The 14,470-nt window shown below is 55.2% G+C and carries 12 protein-coding genes; 6 read left to right on the top strand and 6 right to left on the bottom strand.

The features are described from left to right. Window positions 1-128 precede the first annotated feature (128 nt). Window positions 129-1,553 carry a dihydrolipoyl dehydrogenase gene (gene lpdA, locus PZBJ_RS08380; protein WP_008108560.1) on the top strand — a complete coding sequence of 475 codons (1,425 nt, stop codon included), beginning with the start codon at window positions 129-131 and terminating at the stop codon, window positions 1,551-1,553. Window positions 1,554-1,697: 144 nt separating this feature from the next. Here lpdA and PZBJ_RS24500 read toward each other — a convergent pair whose 3' ends face one another. Both PZBJ_RS24500 and PZBJ_RS08375 read right to left on the bottom strand, forming a co-directional pair. Continuing rightward, entirely contained in the window at window positions 1,698-1,844 is a 147-nt protein-coding gene (locus PZBJ_RS24500) for a Hok/Gef family protein (RefSeq protein ID WP_137385164.1), read from the bottom strand. A gap of 280 nt (window positions 1,845-2,124) precedes the next feature. Next, the gene (locus tag PZBJ_RS08375) at window positions 2,125-3,024 is read right to left on the bottom strand and encodes a LysR family transcriptional regulator (RefSeq protein ID WP_101762091.1); all 900 of its coding nucleotides are present in this window, start codon (window positions 3,022-3,024) and stop codon (window positions 2,125-2,127) included. A 98-nt stretch (window positions 3,025-3,122) separates the two neighbouring features. Here PZBJ_RS08375 and PZBJ_RS08370 point away from each other — a divergent pair, with 98 nt between their 5' ends. The 3 genes from PZBJ_RS08370 to yacL all read left to right on the top strand — a co-directional run bounded on the left by PZBJ_RS08370 (window position 3,123) and on the right by yacL (window position 7,487). Next, the gene (locus tag PZBJ_RS08370; RefSeq protein ID WP_101762090.1) at window positions 3,123-4,118 is read left to right on the top strand and encodes an aldo/keto reductase; all 996 of its coding nucleotides are present in this window, start codon (window positions 3,123-3,125) and stop codon (window positions 4,116-4,118) included. A gap of 238 nt (window positions 4,119-4,356) precedes the next feature. Continuing rightward, window positions 4,357-6,954, top strand: a complete 2,598-nt coding sequence (gene acnB, locus PZBJ_RS08365; RefSeq protein ID WP_101762089.1) for a bifunctional aconitate hydratase 2/2-methylisocitrate dehydratase — start codon at window positions 4,357-4,359, stop codon at window positions 6,952-6,954. Window positions 6,955-7,124: 170 nt separating this feature from the next. Next, the gene (gene yacL / locus PZBJ_RS08360; RefSeq protein ID WP_101762088.1) at window positions 7,125-7,487 is read left to right on the top strand and encodes a protein YacL; all 363 of its coding nucleotides are present in this window, start codon (window positions 7,125-7,127) and stop codon (window positions 7,485-7,487) included. A 38-nt stretch (window positions 7,488-7,525) separates the two neighbouring features. Here the strand turns inward: yacL and PZBJ_RS08355 are convergent, their stop codons facing one another. From PZBJ_RS08355 to PZBJ_RS08340, 4 genes are all read right to left on the bottom strand, one after another. Further along, entirely contained in the window at window positions 7,526-8,851 is a 1,326-nt protein-coding gene (locus tag PZBJ_RS08355; RefSeq protein ID WP_101762087.1) for an MFS transporter, read from the bottom strand. A gap of 43 nt (window positions 8,852-8,894) precedes the next feature. Next, window positions 8,895-9,848: a phosphoglycerate dehydrogenase gene (locus PZBJ_RS08350; RefSeq protein WP_101762086.1), complete on the bottom strand. Its 954-nt coding sequence runs from the start codon at window positions 9,846-9,848 to the stop codon at window positions 8,895-8,897. Window positions 9,849-9,991: 143 nt separating this feature from the next. Further along, window positions 9,992-10,876 carry a dihydrodipicolinate synthase family protein gene (locus PZBJ_RS08345; protein ID WP_101762085.1) on the bottom strand — a complete coding sequence of 295 codons (885 nt, stop codon included), beginning with the start codon at window positions 10,874-10,876 and terminating at the stop codon, window positions 9,992-9,994. Between the two features lie 17 nt (window positions 10,877-10,893). Next, window positions 10,894-12,042 (bottom strand): iron-containing alcohol dehydrogenase, encoded by a 1,149-nt coding sequence (locus PZBJ_RS08340; protein ID WP_101762084.1) that lies wholly within the window; start codon window positions 12,040-12,042, stop codon window positions 10,894-10,896. Between the two features lie 182 nt (window positions 12,043-12,224). Here PZBJ_RS08340 and dtnK point away from each other — a divergent pair, with 182 nt between their 5' ends. Together dtnK and PZBJ_RS08330 are read left to right on the top strand one after the other, a co-directional pair. Then, a complete protein-coding gene (dtnK, locus tag PZBJ_RS08335; protein WP_101762083.1) occupies window positions 12,225-13,496 on the top strand; it encodes a D-threonate kinase in 1,272 nt (423 codons plus the stop codon). Continuing rightward, window positions 13,489-14,469, top strand: coding sequence for a D-threonate 4-phosphate dehydrogenase (locus tag PZBJ_RS08330; RefSeq protein ID WP_101762082.1), 981 nt, complete (start codon window positions 13,489-13,491; stop codon window positions 14,467-14,469). Before dtnK ends, PZBJ_RS08330 begins: the two co-directional genes overlap by 8 nt. Window position 14,470: the final 1 nt, after the last annotated feature.

Here is a 14,470-nt window from a genome sequence, read left to right as displayed (position 1 = left end):
TGTTGCCGCGGTTGGCAGTTTGTTAACAATTCTGTAAACTCTCGCGGTGAAATGTCCCGGCGGATATAGGGCATTAGAGCTTGGGAAAGGCTTTTTCCTGACTGCCGGTAATCAAACAAGAGGTCATGATGAGTACAGAGATTAAAACTCAAGTCGTGGTACTTGGGGCAGGTCCTGCAGGTTACTCTGCAGCCTTCCGTTGCGCTGATTTAGGTCTGGAAACCGTAATCGTTGAGCGTTACAGCACCCTCGGCGGTGTTTGTCTGAACGTAGGCTGTATCCCGTCAAAAGCGCTGCTGCACGTCGCCAAAGTGATCGACGAAGCAAAAGCCCTGGAAGAGCACGGTATCGTGTTTGGCCAGCCGCAAACTGACATCGACAAAATTCGTTCGTGGAAAGAGAAGGTGATCAACCAGCTCACTGGCGGCCTCGCGGGTATGGCGAAAGGTCGTAAAGTGAAAGTGGTGACTGGCCTCGGCAAATTCACCGGTGCTAACACGCTGGTGGTCGAAGGTGAAGGTGGCGCAACCACCATTAATTTCGATAACGCGATCATCGCGGCCGGTTCTCGTCCAATCGAACTGCCATTCATTCCGCACAACGATCCGCGCGTGTGGGACTCAACCGATGCGCTGGAACTGAAAGAAGTGCCGAAGCGTCTGCTGGTTATGGGCGGCGGCATCATCGGTCTGGAAATGGCCACCGTTTATAAAGCGCTGGGTTCAGAGATCGACGTGGTTGAGATGTTCGACCAGGTGATCCCGGCTGCCGATAAAGACGTGGTCAAAGTCTTCACCAAGCGTATCAGCAAGAAATTCAACCTGATGCTGGAAACCAAAGTGACCGCTGTTGAAGCGAAAGACGATGGTATCTACGTATCAATGGAAGGCAAAAAAGCGCCAGCTGACGCACAGCGTTATGATGCGGTGCTGGTGGCGATTGGTCGCGTACCGAACGGTAAAGGTCTTGATGCGGGTAAAGCAGGCGTGGAAGTGGACGATCGCGGCTTTATCCGCGTCGACAAGCAGATGCGCACCAACGTACCGCACATCTACGCTATCGGTGACATCGTGGGTCAGCCAATGCTGGCGCACAAAGGTGTGCACGAAGGCCACGTAGCGGCGGAAGTGATCTCGGGTCTGAAGCACTACTTCGACCCGAAAGTGATCCCATCCATTGCTTACACCGAGCCAGAAGTTGCCTGGGTTGGTCTGACCGAGAAAGAAGCCAAAGAGAAAGGCATCAGCTACGAAGTGTCCACCTTCCCGTGGGCCGCTTCAGGCCGTGCTATCGCGTCTGATTGTGCAGACGGCATGACTAAACTGATCTTCGACAAAGAGACTCACCGTGTTATCGGTGGTGCGATTGTTGGTACCAACGGCGGCGAGCTGCTGGGTGAAATCGGTCTGGCGATTGAAATGGGCTGTGATGCCGAAGATATCGCTCTGACCATTCACGCGCACCCAACGCTGCATGAGTCTGTCGGCCTGGCTGCCGAAGTGTTCGAAGGTAGCATCACGGACCTGCCGAACCCTAAAGCGAAAAAGAAATAAGTTTGCGCTTTGAATAAATTAACGGCTCCTTTAAGGAGCCGTTTTTTATTAGTGGTTCTATTTACATAAACAAATAAAAAAGGCGCGAGAGCTAACACATGAGCAATGCCGGAATAGCGGGAGCGAACTCCCGCTAGTGAAGTTTTACTGTTGTGCTTCGTAAGCCATAACAGCCGATAATTCAGCAGTGAATATCCGTAATCGTAATTCACAGAGTGAACTGCGATTAACCAGACACAATCCTAATAGAATGAGTCCGCTGATAATCAGCTTGCTGAATATAGACTTCATAGTCACGTTCCTCTTGATTTAGCACGAGCAAGCGACTACCCTGACATTTCTCAGGTGTTAGGGTATGATGCTTGCCCGTGCGGTTAATGAAAGTTAACTGCACGGTTTTACGCTCCACAACCCACCTCAATCTTTTCAGCTTGAAGCAAGTTGCCTCAAGCGCCCGCAGGCAGTCTACGCCAAACTTCTTTTATTTCATCTTATATTTTAAATTATTTATAATTAATGGATTTTTATATTATCTAATCATTTAAATAGATCGCGTAATGGATGTTTTTAATTATCTATTAATTTCTTTAAGCCAATCAATAAAATGCCTTAGCGGAGCAGAAAGATATTTACGGCTCGGATAGTAGAGCCAGAATCCTTCTTCTACCTGAGTGAAGTCCGCCAGTATTTCTACTAAGTCACCGCGAATTAAATCTTCCCGCACCGTAGCCTCATGCAGAAAGGCAATGCCTACGCCCGCACGGGCTGCCTGTAATATCCGCTCATTGTTATCCAGCACCAGCGACCCTTTCACCGCCACTTCCTGTTTGCGGCCATCCTGCCAGAATTCCCAGCGATAACGTCGTCCACTGGGAAAGCGTCTTTCAATGCAGGGATATTGCAACAGTTCAGCAGGCTGATGCGGTACGCCATGCTGTGCAATAAAAGCCGGGCTTGCCACCGCCAGCGCCCGCATTGGTGCGCCAAATGGCACCGCCACCATATCCTGGGCCAGCACATCGCCGTAGCGTACGCCGGCATCAAATCCGGCCTCTACGATATCCAGCAGTGAATCGTTGCTGTCGATCTCCAGTGTGATCTCGGGATAGCGCAGCAAGAACGGCAAAATGAGCGTATCGAAGAATAGCGCTTCCGCCGAGCGCGGCATGCTAATGCGCAATATGCCGCGTGGATCGTTGCGCCAGTCGTTGAGCTCATCCACCGCTTGCGACAAATCGGCAAGCGCAGGCTGAATGCGCTGTAAAAAGCGTTCACCGGCTCCAGTCAGCGCCACTTTGCGCGTAGTGCGATTGAGCAGCCGCACCCCTAAACGCGCTTCGAAATGGCGCATCGCGTGGCTCAGGCTGGAAGGCGTGACGTTGCGCTCCTCCGCTGCTTTGCGAAAGCTCAGATGCTGCGCGATGGCAGCAAACATCTCCAGTTCCTGCATAGACGCACGGTATTTATTCATTGCTGAGTTTTACTCACTAAATCGGCAAGAATGCCTCAATTGTTGCCGTGATTGCTGAGGTTTATAACATTAACACCAACAGCGAAGAGGATTAAACAATGCAACAACGTCAATTAGGCAATCAGGGACTAGTGGTGTCGGCGCTGGGATTAGGCTGCATGGGCATGAGCTTCGCCTATGGGCAAAATGATGAGAAACAGGCGCTGAACACGCTGGCGCGGGCATTTGAGCTGGGGGTCGATTTTCTCGATAGCGCCGAAGTATATGGTCCATTCACCAACGAGAGCTTATTGGCAAAAGCAATAAAAGGGCGCAGCGATATCAAAGTCGCCACCAAGTTTGGTTTTCGCATTACCGATCAGGGCGAAGGCTGGCAGCGGATTACCGGGGTGAATAGCGATCCGGCGCATATTCGTCATGCGGTCGAAGGTTCCTTGCAGCGTCTTGGTGTGGAAACTATCGAACTGCTCTATCAGCATCGTCTCGATCCGGCGGTGCCAATCGAGGACGTGGTGGGCGTGATGGCCGATCTGGTGCGGGAAGGGAAGGTGAAATATCTCGGCTTGTCTGAGGTATCATCCGCCACCTTGTGGCGCGCGCATGCGGTGCATCCGATTTCGGCGCTGCAAAGTGAATATTCGCTGTGGTCACGCGATCCGGAGCAAGATGTCCTCGCCACATGTAGTGAACTGAACGTCGGTTTTGTGCCTTACAGCCCGCTGGGACGCGGCTTTCTGACCGGCAAATTCCCGGCTGCCGCCACCTTAGCGGAAGATGATTTCCGTCGTTCGCTACCGCGCTTTCAGCAGGGTGCGCAGGCTCATAACCAGAAGTTAGTAAATCAACTTACCGAGATGGCTACAAGTTATGACGCGACGGCTGCCCAGCTAGCGTTAGCGTGGGTGCTGGCAAAAGGCGAGTTTATTGTGCCGATTCCCGGTGCCAGCAAAATCGCCCATCTGGAACAGAACTGTGCCGCCGCCGATTTAGCATTACGTCATGCGGATGTCGCCACGCTGGACGAGTTGTTTAGCGAGAAAAATATTCTGGGCGAACGCTATAACCACAGCGAATTCGTGCTGGTTGATCGTTAACACTCTTCTGCGTACATGAGAACAAGCAGGCTTTCATAGCCTGCTTTTTTATGTGATCCCGCTCAATTTGCAGATGAAGCTGCTAAAAAACGCACGAATGTTGCTTTTTTGTAAACAGATTAACAATCAGGCGAAATGCTGCTATGCTGCCCCACGCGGAACCGGGCACCTCACCCTACTGTTCGACAGCATCAAGGGGTGCACCGGAAAGCTATACAATGAGAGCGAGGAGAACGTCGTGCTAGAAGAATACCGTAAGCACGTTGCCGAGCGTGCTGCCCAGGGAATCGTACCTAAGCCGTTAGATGCTTCCCAAATGGCCGCGCTGGTTGAACTGCTGAAAAACCCGCCAGCGGGTGAAGAAGAATTCCTGACCGACCTGTTGGTCAACCGTGTCCCACCAGGTGTTGATGAAGCGGCGTACGTAAAAGCCGGTTTCCTGGCAGCTGTCACTAAGGGCGAAGCCCACTCTCCTCTGGTTACTCGCGAAAAAGCCGTTGAGCTGCTGGGCACCATGCAGGGCGGTTATAACATCCATGCGCTGATTGAAGCGCTAGAAGATGAAGCCTTAGCGCCGATTGCTGCCGAAGCCCTGTCTCACACGCTGCTGATGTTCGATAACTTCTACGATGTCGAAGAGAAAGCCAAAGCGGGTAACCCACACGCGAAAAAAATTATCCAGTCCTGGGCCGATGCCGAATGGTTCCTGAAGCGTCCAAAACTGGCTGAAAAAATTACCACCACCGTGTTCAAAGTGACCGGCGAAACCAACACCGACGACCTCTCTCCGGCGCCGGATGCATGGTCACGTCCGGATATTCCACTGCACGCGCTGGCAATGCTGAAGAACGCCCGTGAAGGCATCGAACCCGACGATGCGGGTAACATTGGCCCGATCAAACAGATCGAAGCACTGCAGACCAAAGGCTTCCCGCTGACCTACGTTGGTGACGTGGTCGGTACCGGTTCTTCGCGTAAATCCGCCACCAACTCGGTGCTGTGGTTTATGGGCGATGATATTCCGTACGTGCCGAACAAAAAGGGCGGCGGTCTGTGCCTCGGCGGTAAAATCGCTCCAATCTTCTTCAACACCATGGAAGATGCGGGCGCCTTGCCGATCGAGCTCGACGTTGATCGTCTGAACATGGGCGATGTCATCGACGTTTACCCGTACAAAGGCGAAGTGCGCAATCACGAAACCGACGAATTGTTGGCGACCTTTGAGCTGAAAACCGACGTGCTGCTGGACGAAGTCCGTGCTGGCGGTCGTATTCCGCTGATCATCGGTCGCGGCCTGACCACCAAAGCGCGCGAATCGCTGGGTCTGCCGCATAGCGATGTGTTCGTGCAAGCCAAAGATGTGGCTGTTAGCACCCGCGGTTACTCGCTGGCGCAGAAAATGGTCGGCCGCGCGTGCGGCGTAGAGGGTGTCCGTCCGGGCTCATACTGCGAACCAAAAATGACCTCTGTCGGTTCTCAGGACACCACCGGTCCAATGACCCGTGATGAACTGAAAGACCTGGCGTGCCTCGGCTTCTCCGCTGACCTGGTGATGCAGTCATTCTGCCACACCGCCGCCTATCCGAAGCCGGTTGACGTGACCACGCACCATACGCTGCCAGACTTCATCATGAACCGTGGCGGCGTGTCGCTGCGTCCGGGCGATGGCGTTATCCATAGCTGGCTGAACCGTATGCTGCTGCCAGATACCGTTGGTACCGGCGGTGACTCACACACCCGTTTCCCAATCGGTATTTCCTTCCCGGCAGGCTCTGGTCTGGTGGCGTTTGCTGCTGCGACAGGCGTGATGCCGCTGGATATGCCGGAATCGGTGCTGGTGCGCTTCAAAGGCGAAATGCAGCCGGGTATCACCCTGCGCGATCTGGTACACGCCATCCCGCTGTATGCGATCAAAGCTGGCTTGCTGACCGTTGAGAAGAAAGGGAAGAAAAACATCTTCTCTGGCCGCGTGCTGGAAATCGAAGGTCTGCCGAAACTGAAAGTTGAGCAGGCATTTGAGCTGACCGATGCCTCGGCTGAGCGTTCTGCTGCCGGCTGTACTATTAAGCTGGATAAAGAGCCGATCATCGAGTATCTCAACTCGAACATCGTGCTGCTGAAGTGGATGATCTCGGAAGGCTACGGCGATCGTCGTACGCTGGAGCGCCGCATTGAAGGCATGCAGAAATGGCTGGCCGATCCGCAACTGCTGGAAGGCGATGCGGATGCTGAATACGCGGCGGTGATCGATATCGATCTGGCCGAGATCAAAGAGCCAATTCTGTGCGCACCGAACGATCCAGACGACGCGCGTTGGTTGTCTGACGTGCAGGGCGAGAAGATTGACGAAGTGTTCATCGGTTCGTGCATGACCAACATCGGTCACTTCCGCGCGGCCGGTAAGCTGCTGGATGCCCATAAAGGCCAGCTGCCAACCCGTCTGTGGGTTGCGCCGCCAACCAAAATGGACGCCGCCCAGCTGACCGAAGAGGGCTATTACAGCGTCTTTGGTAAGAGCGGTGCGCGTATCGAAATTCCGGGCTGTTCACTGTGCATGGGTAACCAGGCGCGTGTGGCAGACGGCGCGACGGTGGTTTCCACCTCAACCCGTAACTTCCCGAACCGTCTGGGTACCGGTGCTAACGTCTTCCTGGCGTCAGCGGAACTGGCGGCGGTCGCTTCGCTGCTTGGCAAGCTGCCAACGCCGGACGAGTATCAGCAGTTCATGCTGCAGGTTGATAAAACCGCGGCTGACACGTATCGCTACCTCAACTTTGATCAGCTGGGACAATACACTGACAAAGCCGACACAGTGATCTTCCAGACTGCCGTTTAATCGGTTATCGGGATGAACAATGGGACGATGAAAATCGTCCCTTTTTTTATGCCCTTTTTTCCGCTGACATCTCCAGGCATAATGCGAGCGCGATCCCACTTTATTCAGCGTGCTGCGCACAAAATGCACTAACACTGTGCTGCACAGCGCGTCATCAGTATGAGGCAATCATGGAATATGAATTTCTGCGTGATTTGACCGGTCAGGTCAAAGTGCGTATGTCGATGGACCACGAAGCGGTGGGGCACTGGTTCAACGAAGAGGTCAAAGACAATCTGCCGTTGCTGGATGAGGTTGAGGCCGCCGCCCAACAGGTGAAAGGCACCATCAATCAGTGGCAGCGTGTCGGGCATGAATACACGCTGTGGCTGGATGATGAAGAGGTGATGATTCGTGCCAACCAGCTGGCGCTGGAAGATGACGGCATGGAAGAGGGCATGACTTATTACGACGAAGAGAGCCTCTCTTTCTGTGGCGTCGACGATTTTCTCGCAGTGATTGCCGCTTATCGGCTGTTTATTGCCGGTAAATAGCTAAACAGTAAGGTCGCCATTGATGGCGACCCAGACGATTACCGCGCCGCGCCACTTGCCACGGAATGCGCATGCGTCACCTGTTCCTCATCGACGATAGGTTCAACTTTACCCATCAGGAACAGATAGTTAAGAATGCCAATTACCACCAGCACCGCCGAGAACACCAGCGCCCAGGTAAAGTGACCGGTTGCGCCAACAATCGCGCCGGTTATGATTGGACCCACCGCGCCGCCCATGTTTGAAACGGTATTCTGCAGCCCCGCCACAATCGACACGCTGTTTTGCGGTGCCACATCGCCCGGCAAGGCCCACACTTGTGATGCCGCCACGGTGGTGCCGGATTTGGCGATACACAGCAGCAGCACGGTCATAAACACCGAATCGGTGAACGGGGCAAATCCGATACACAGCGCCATCAGCAGGCCGATGGTGAGAAACAGTTTGCGTGTAGCGGTCAGCGACAGCACTTTGTTATGCACCATGCGATCCGATGCCCAACCCGCCAGCACTTCAATCACCATGCCACAGATCAGCGGCAGCGCAGCCACCATCCCCATTTTGAGGAAATCCATGCCTTTATCTTTCACCAGATAGGTCGGCAACCAGGTAATAAAGAAATAGGAGGTGTAGTTGATGGTGAAAAAGCCAATGCACATTGCCCAGATATTGCGGTAGCGCAGCAGCTTGTACCACTTCATCGGACGCACGCTTTTGTCACCGTGCTTTTGCGTCTGGCCATTACGGATGAAGCGCACTTCTTGCTGGCTTATCGACTTATGATCTTCCGGATTCTCGGCGTAGATAAAGTACCAGGCAATCACCCAGAACAAGCCCAGCGCGCCTATAGCGAGGAAGGTCAGACGCCAGTCGAACAGGGCGATCATAAAGACAATCAGCGGCATGGCCACCGCACCACCAAATTTGGAGGCACTGTCGAACAGGCCAGAAACCGTGGCGCGTTCGCGATCCGGGAACCAGCGCGCGGTAATGCCCGCGTTGCTGGGATAGGCGGCGGCTTCACCGACGCCGAGCGCTAAACGCAGCGCCAGCAGCGATTTAAAGCCGGTCGCCAGTCCCATCGCCATGGTGGCGATCGACCACCAGCCGACGGCGATACCAAGCCCTTTTTTCTGGCCGAAGCGATCGGCAAACCAGCCCGCTGGGATCTGCAACAGCGCATAAGACCAGAAGAACGCCGCCATGATGAAGCCCATCATTTCAGGATTGATATCGAGTTCTTTGATCAGATGCGGAGCCGCTGCCGAGAGAACGGTGCGGTCAATGTAGTTAATGGCGATGGCCAGCCACATCAGGCCAGCAATCCACCAACGGATACGACTCGAGCGCGCAGAGTTAGTCATAGTAATTATCCACTCGAAAAAGGTTACAGGATAAGGCGGCGTGTTATTCCAGCCCGTTCATCACGTTGATTGGGCGTTCGCCCTGTTGGATGCACTGCACAATTTGCGTCACGCAGCGTTCACCAATCGCGCTGATCGCACCGTCGGTGTAACCGGCGATATGCGAAGTGGGAATGAAGTTGCTAAGCGTAAACAGCGGATGCTCGGTCAGCGGTTCCTGCACAAACACGTCAGCCGCTGCTCCGGCGATCACGTTATCCAGCAGCGCCTGATAAAGATCCTGCTCATTCACCACACCGCCGCGTGAGGCATTAATCAGGAAGGCATTTTTCTTCATGCGTTTGAGGCGCGCGGCATCAAACAGATTCTGCGTTTTGTCGGTAAGCGGCATGTGCAGAGTGATGAAATCGCTGGTTTCGGTCAGCTGATCCAGCGTGACGAAGTCGATGCCGTGTTCAGCAGCAAACGGCTCATCAGGATAAAAATCAAATGCGATCACCCGCATGTTGAAACCTCTGGCGCGCAGCGCGACCTGCTTGCCAATATTGCCCAGCCCGATGATGCCCAGTGTTTTACCGTACACGTCGGTGGCAAAAATACGCGGCCAGCTGCCCGCTCGGGTTTCGATGGCGGCTTGGGTGATCTGACGCGCGCTGTTAAGGATCAAAGCAAAGGCGAAATCAGCGACAGCATGTTTATTGGCATCCGGCACGTTGGTGACGTAAATCCCGCGTGCACGCGTGGCATCCAGATTGATGTTGTCGACGCCAACGCCGTGCTTACAGACGATTTTCAACTGCGGTGCTAACGCCAGCAGCTCTTCGTTGATGTCGTTAAAAGCCACGATCAGCGCCACGGTGTCCGCCAGATGCGGCTGGAGTGCGCTCAGCGGCGCATCGGCGGGCAGCGTGATCAGCTCAAAACCGTGCTGTTGCAGCGTAGTTATCGGCGTCGCGTCATATTTTGCAAACGACGGTGAGGTACAGATGACTTTCATAATTCTTCCCGATGTTGAAAATAAATACCGTTCCCGCGGATCGCATGCATCGTAGCGGCGCAATTTATTGCGCGAAAAATCGCGCCGCTACGGCTTGTGCGGCGATTGAAATCGGCTTCACGCTGCTATGGTGATGACTCTAATTACTGCAAATACTGATTCACAATCTGGCGGATCTTCTGCTCTTCTTCGGCTGAGAAACTCACCGCGTAGCGGCTGTCACCAACCTCAAAACCAAGCAGCGTCACTGCTTTTTTCACTGCAGCGGGAGAGAAGCCGACGCTATACAGATCGGTGCGCAGACCGGTCACATTCTCTTGCGCCAGGCGCGAACCTTCGATATCGCCAGCATGGAAGCGCGCCCAAATCGCGTTGATCTCTTTAGGCGCCACGTTAGCAAGGCCAGAAATACAGGCCGAACAGCCGTCGACAAAGCCCTGATGAATCAGCGAATCCGGGCCGTTCAGCACATCAAAACTGTTGATGCCTTTAGCCGCTTGCAGGAAGCCGCTCAGGCTCTCATAGCTGCCGGCGCTGTCTTTGATACCGATGATGTTTGGGTGTGCGGCCAGCGTGCGTACGGTTTCCGGTTGCAGCGTGTTGCCGGTGCGCGCCGGAATGTTGTAAAGGAACAGCGGCACGTCGATGGCGTCAGCCACCGCGCGATAGTGGGCAATCAGCTCTTCCTGCTTTAGCGGCACGAAATAGGGTGTGATGACCGAAACCGCATCCACGCCCAGCTTCGCCACTTGTTTCCCAAGGCGAATGGTTTCACGCGTGGAGATCTCGCCAATGTGCGCCACCACCGGCGCGCTGCCGTTCACTTCATCGACGCAGGTCTGCGTCACCGCCAGCTTCTCCTGTTCGTTCAGCACGAAGAATTCGCCGTTGGTGCCGCCGCAGAAGATACCGTTGCCGGCGCTTAACTGGCGTTGTACCTGCTCGCGCTGGGCGGCTGGGTTGAATGCGCCGTCGCGATCGAAGGTGGTGACGATGGCGGTTAATACGCCCTGAATTTTCTTACTCATGGTGTCCTCGATAATTCTTAGTGATTCAAAGCCGGAAACAGCGTCAGGTAGACGCTTCGTACGTCTTCGGCGCCCACTTTCATCGGTACATTCTTCATCAGGCGCTGCACGTCGAGCGCGGCTTCCACCAGATACGGCAGATGATCCGGGCCGATACCCAGCTCTTCCAGGCTGGCGGGCAGCTTCAGGCGCTTCACTAGTGCGGCAAAATACGTCACCAGCGCGTGGGATTTGGCTTCGTCGTCCAGCGTGATATCGGCATCCGGCAGCAGATCGTAAACCTGAGCGAATTTGCTCACCGCCGCCGGTCGTACAAAGCGCATGCAGGGCGCGAGGAGAATGGCGTTGGCGACGCCGTGCGGCAGGTGATATTTGCCGCCCAGCGGATAAGACATGGCATGTACCAGATGCGTACCGGCATGCGCAATCGATGCACCACCGTAATAAGACGCCCACAGCATATTCAGGCGCGCTTCGAGATTGTCGGGTTCGGCGATAGTGGTTTCGAGGCTGGCAAACAGCTTTTTCATGCCGATCAGCGCATAGTTATCGCTCACCGGGTTCGCCACGGTCGCGGTAAAGCACTCAATCAAATGGCACAGCGCATCGATACCGGTGGAAGAAGCGATGTGCGCTGGCATGCTGGTGGTGAGTTCTGGCACCAGCGCGACATAATCTGGCAGCATCACCGGCGTGATAATGCCGACTTTGGTCTCTTTCTCGGGGATCGCCAGAATCGCGTTGGGCGTGGCTTCCGAGCCAGTACCTGCGGTGGTCGGAATCAGCAGCGAAGTGGTGCGCGTGTGCGGCTTCTCACCAGCCAGTAACGCCTCCAGTGTCGGCGCATCTTCGACACACAGAATCGACAGCAGCTTAGCGACATCCAGTACGCTACCACCGCCGATGCCAATCACCAGATCCACATCGGTGCTCGGCAGCGCGGCGACAATGGCTGCTACATCGTGCTGGCTAGGCTCTGGCGGCACCGTGTTGACGATGCTCAGGCTGGCAATCTGTTGCGTGAGCTGGGCGATCAGCTTTTGTACCGCCGGAATGCCTTCAATATTCTTATCGGTCACCAGCAGCGCTTTGTCTTTACCTTGCAGTAAATAGCTGAGGTCATTAAGCGCCTGAAAGCCACTGATCACGGTGCTGTTGATATTCATCTCTTACCCTTACGTTTTTTGCGCGGAATGATTGATTTTGCTCAATCGCCGCGAGTTTCATCACTGCAGTGCCTAATTTTATAGGGCAATTTGATTTCGATTAATTTGATCTTGCTCACATATAATCAATCATGATTGAATATAATCATCACAGCCCGGCAGCGGCCGGAAGAGGAGAAAGCATGACTTCACAGCCATGGAAAACGCCAGTCTTAGTGATTGCCGATGACTTTACCGGCGCCAATGACGCGGGCAGCGGACTGGCACAAGCCGGGGCGCGTGTGCATGTGCTGTTTGAGAGCAGCACGCCACACGACGCTGGTGCTGCCGATGTGCTGGTGATCAGCACCGATAGCCGTGCAACCAGCGCACAAGAAGCGGCCCAACGCACGCGAGCTGCCATTGAGCAACATCAGGCCATCGCTAACGACGGTTGGTTATTTAAGAAGATCGATTCCACGCTGCGCGGCAATCCCGGCGCGGAGATCGAAGCCGCGATGCAGGCCAGCGGTAAAACATTAGCCTTAGTGGTGCCGGCGGTGCCAAAGCTCGGACGCACCACGCGTGCGGGTGAAGTGTGGATCCATCAGCAACGCCTGATCGACAGCGAATTCGCCAGCGATCCCAAAACGCCGGTCACCAGCGGCCATGTGCTGGCGCGTCTGCAGATGCAGAGCACATTGCCGGGTGAAACCCTCGATCTCGCCACGCTTCGCAGCGATCAACTGGCGCAGGTGCTGGCCAGCAAGCAAGGTTTGCTGGTGGTGGATATCGAGCAGGACGCCGACATTGCCTTGTTGATGGCCGCAGCAGCCACGCTGGAGACGCGTCCGTTGTTGGCCGGAGCATCCGGGCTCAGCGATGCGCTCGGCGCGTTGCTGGCGGCACGTCAGTCGCGTCCGGTGCTGGCGGTGGTCGGTTCGATGAGCGCCATTGCGCAGCAGCAGATTACACGCCTCGCTAGCCAGCGTGACATCCGCATTATCGACATTGATATCCGTCAGCTGTTTGCCCAACCGGCCTGGCCGCAGGCTGAACGGTGGCAGCAAGAGATGCAGCAGGCGCTGCACGACGGCGCGCATTGCGTGGTACGCACTACCCAACATGCCGGGCAGCGTCATGAGATTGCGCAGTTGTGCCAACAGCATCAGGTTTCTCGTCAGCTATTGGGCGAACGCATCTGCCAGTTTCTCGCGCAGTTAACCCGCCGCGTGTGCCGCGAGGTGCAGCCTGCTGGGCTTTATCTCTCTGGCGGCGATGTGGCGATTGCCGTGGCCCAGGCATCAGGTGCCCGCGGTTTTCAGATTCAGGGCCTTGTGGCGGGCTGCGTGCCGCACGGGGTTTTGCTTAACAGTGAATTACACCTGCCGGTGATGACCAAAGCAGGTGGCTTTGGTGATGAAAACACCCTGGTAGAAGCCATTCGTTTTATTGAGGAGAAGTCGAGTGAGTAAAATTATTGCGATTACCATGGGCGATCCGGCGGGCATCGGCCCGGAGATCATCATTAAAGCGCTGGCAGAAGGTGAGTTAGCGGGCGTGCCTGCCGTCGTGGTCGGTTGTGCTAACACGCTGCGTCGGGTGATGGGTTTACATGTCACGCCGCAGGCTGAACTGCGCGTGCTCGACCAGGTCAAGGATGCGCATTTCGCGCCCGGCATGATCAACGTAATTGATGAGCCGCTGGCGGATGCCGCCGCGCTGCAGCCTGGCGTGGTGCAAAAAGCAGCAGGTGATTTGGCCTGGCGTTGCGTCAAACGCGCCACCGAACTGGCGCTGGCTGGCGACGTACAGGCGATCGCCACCGCACCGTTAAATAAAGAGGCGCTGCACTCAGCGGGGCATATCTATCCCGGCCACACCGAACTGCTGGCGCAACTGACCAACACCAAAAATTACGCCATGGTGCTCTACACCGATAAGCTGAAAGTGATTCACGTCACCACGCATATTGCGCTGCGTAAGTTCCTCGATACCTTAAACGGCGAGCGCATTCAAACGGTGATCGGCATGGCCGACAGCTTCCTGCGCCGCGTCGGTTTCGACCAGCCGCGCATCGCGGTGGCAGGCGTTAATCCGCATGCCGGTGAAAACGGTCTGTTTGGTGATGAAGAGATCACCATCGTCGCGCCTGCCATTAACGCCATGAAAGCGCAGGGCATTGATGTCAGCGGCCCGTGTCCGCCCGATACCGTGTTCCTGCAGTGTCAGGAAGGACAGTACGATATGGTGGTAGCGATGTACCACGATCAAGGCCATATCCCGCTGAAATTACTAGGCTTTTACGATGGTGTTAACATCACTGCGGGCCTGCCGTTTATCCGCACCTCGGCGGACCACGGCACCGCGTTTGATATCGCCTGGACAGGTAAAGCGAACTCTGCGAGCATGGCGATCTCCATTAAACTCGCGATGCAGCTTGCATAGG

Origin of the sequence: Pantoea endophytica (genome assembly GCF_002858935.1) — a bacterium.
GTDB classification, from domain to species: Bacteria; Pseudomonadota; Gammaproteobacteria; order Enterobacterales; family Enterobacteriaceae; genus Pantoea; species Pantoea leporis.
Note: the sequence above shows the minus strand (reverse complement) of the source record. Positions and strands in the feature narration are given on the sequence as shown.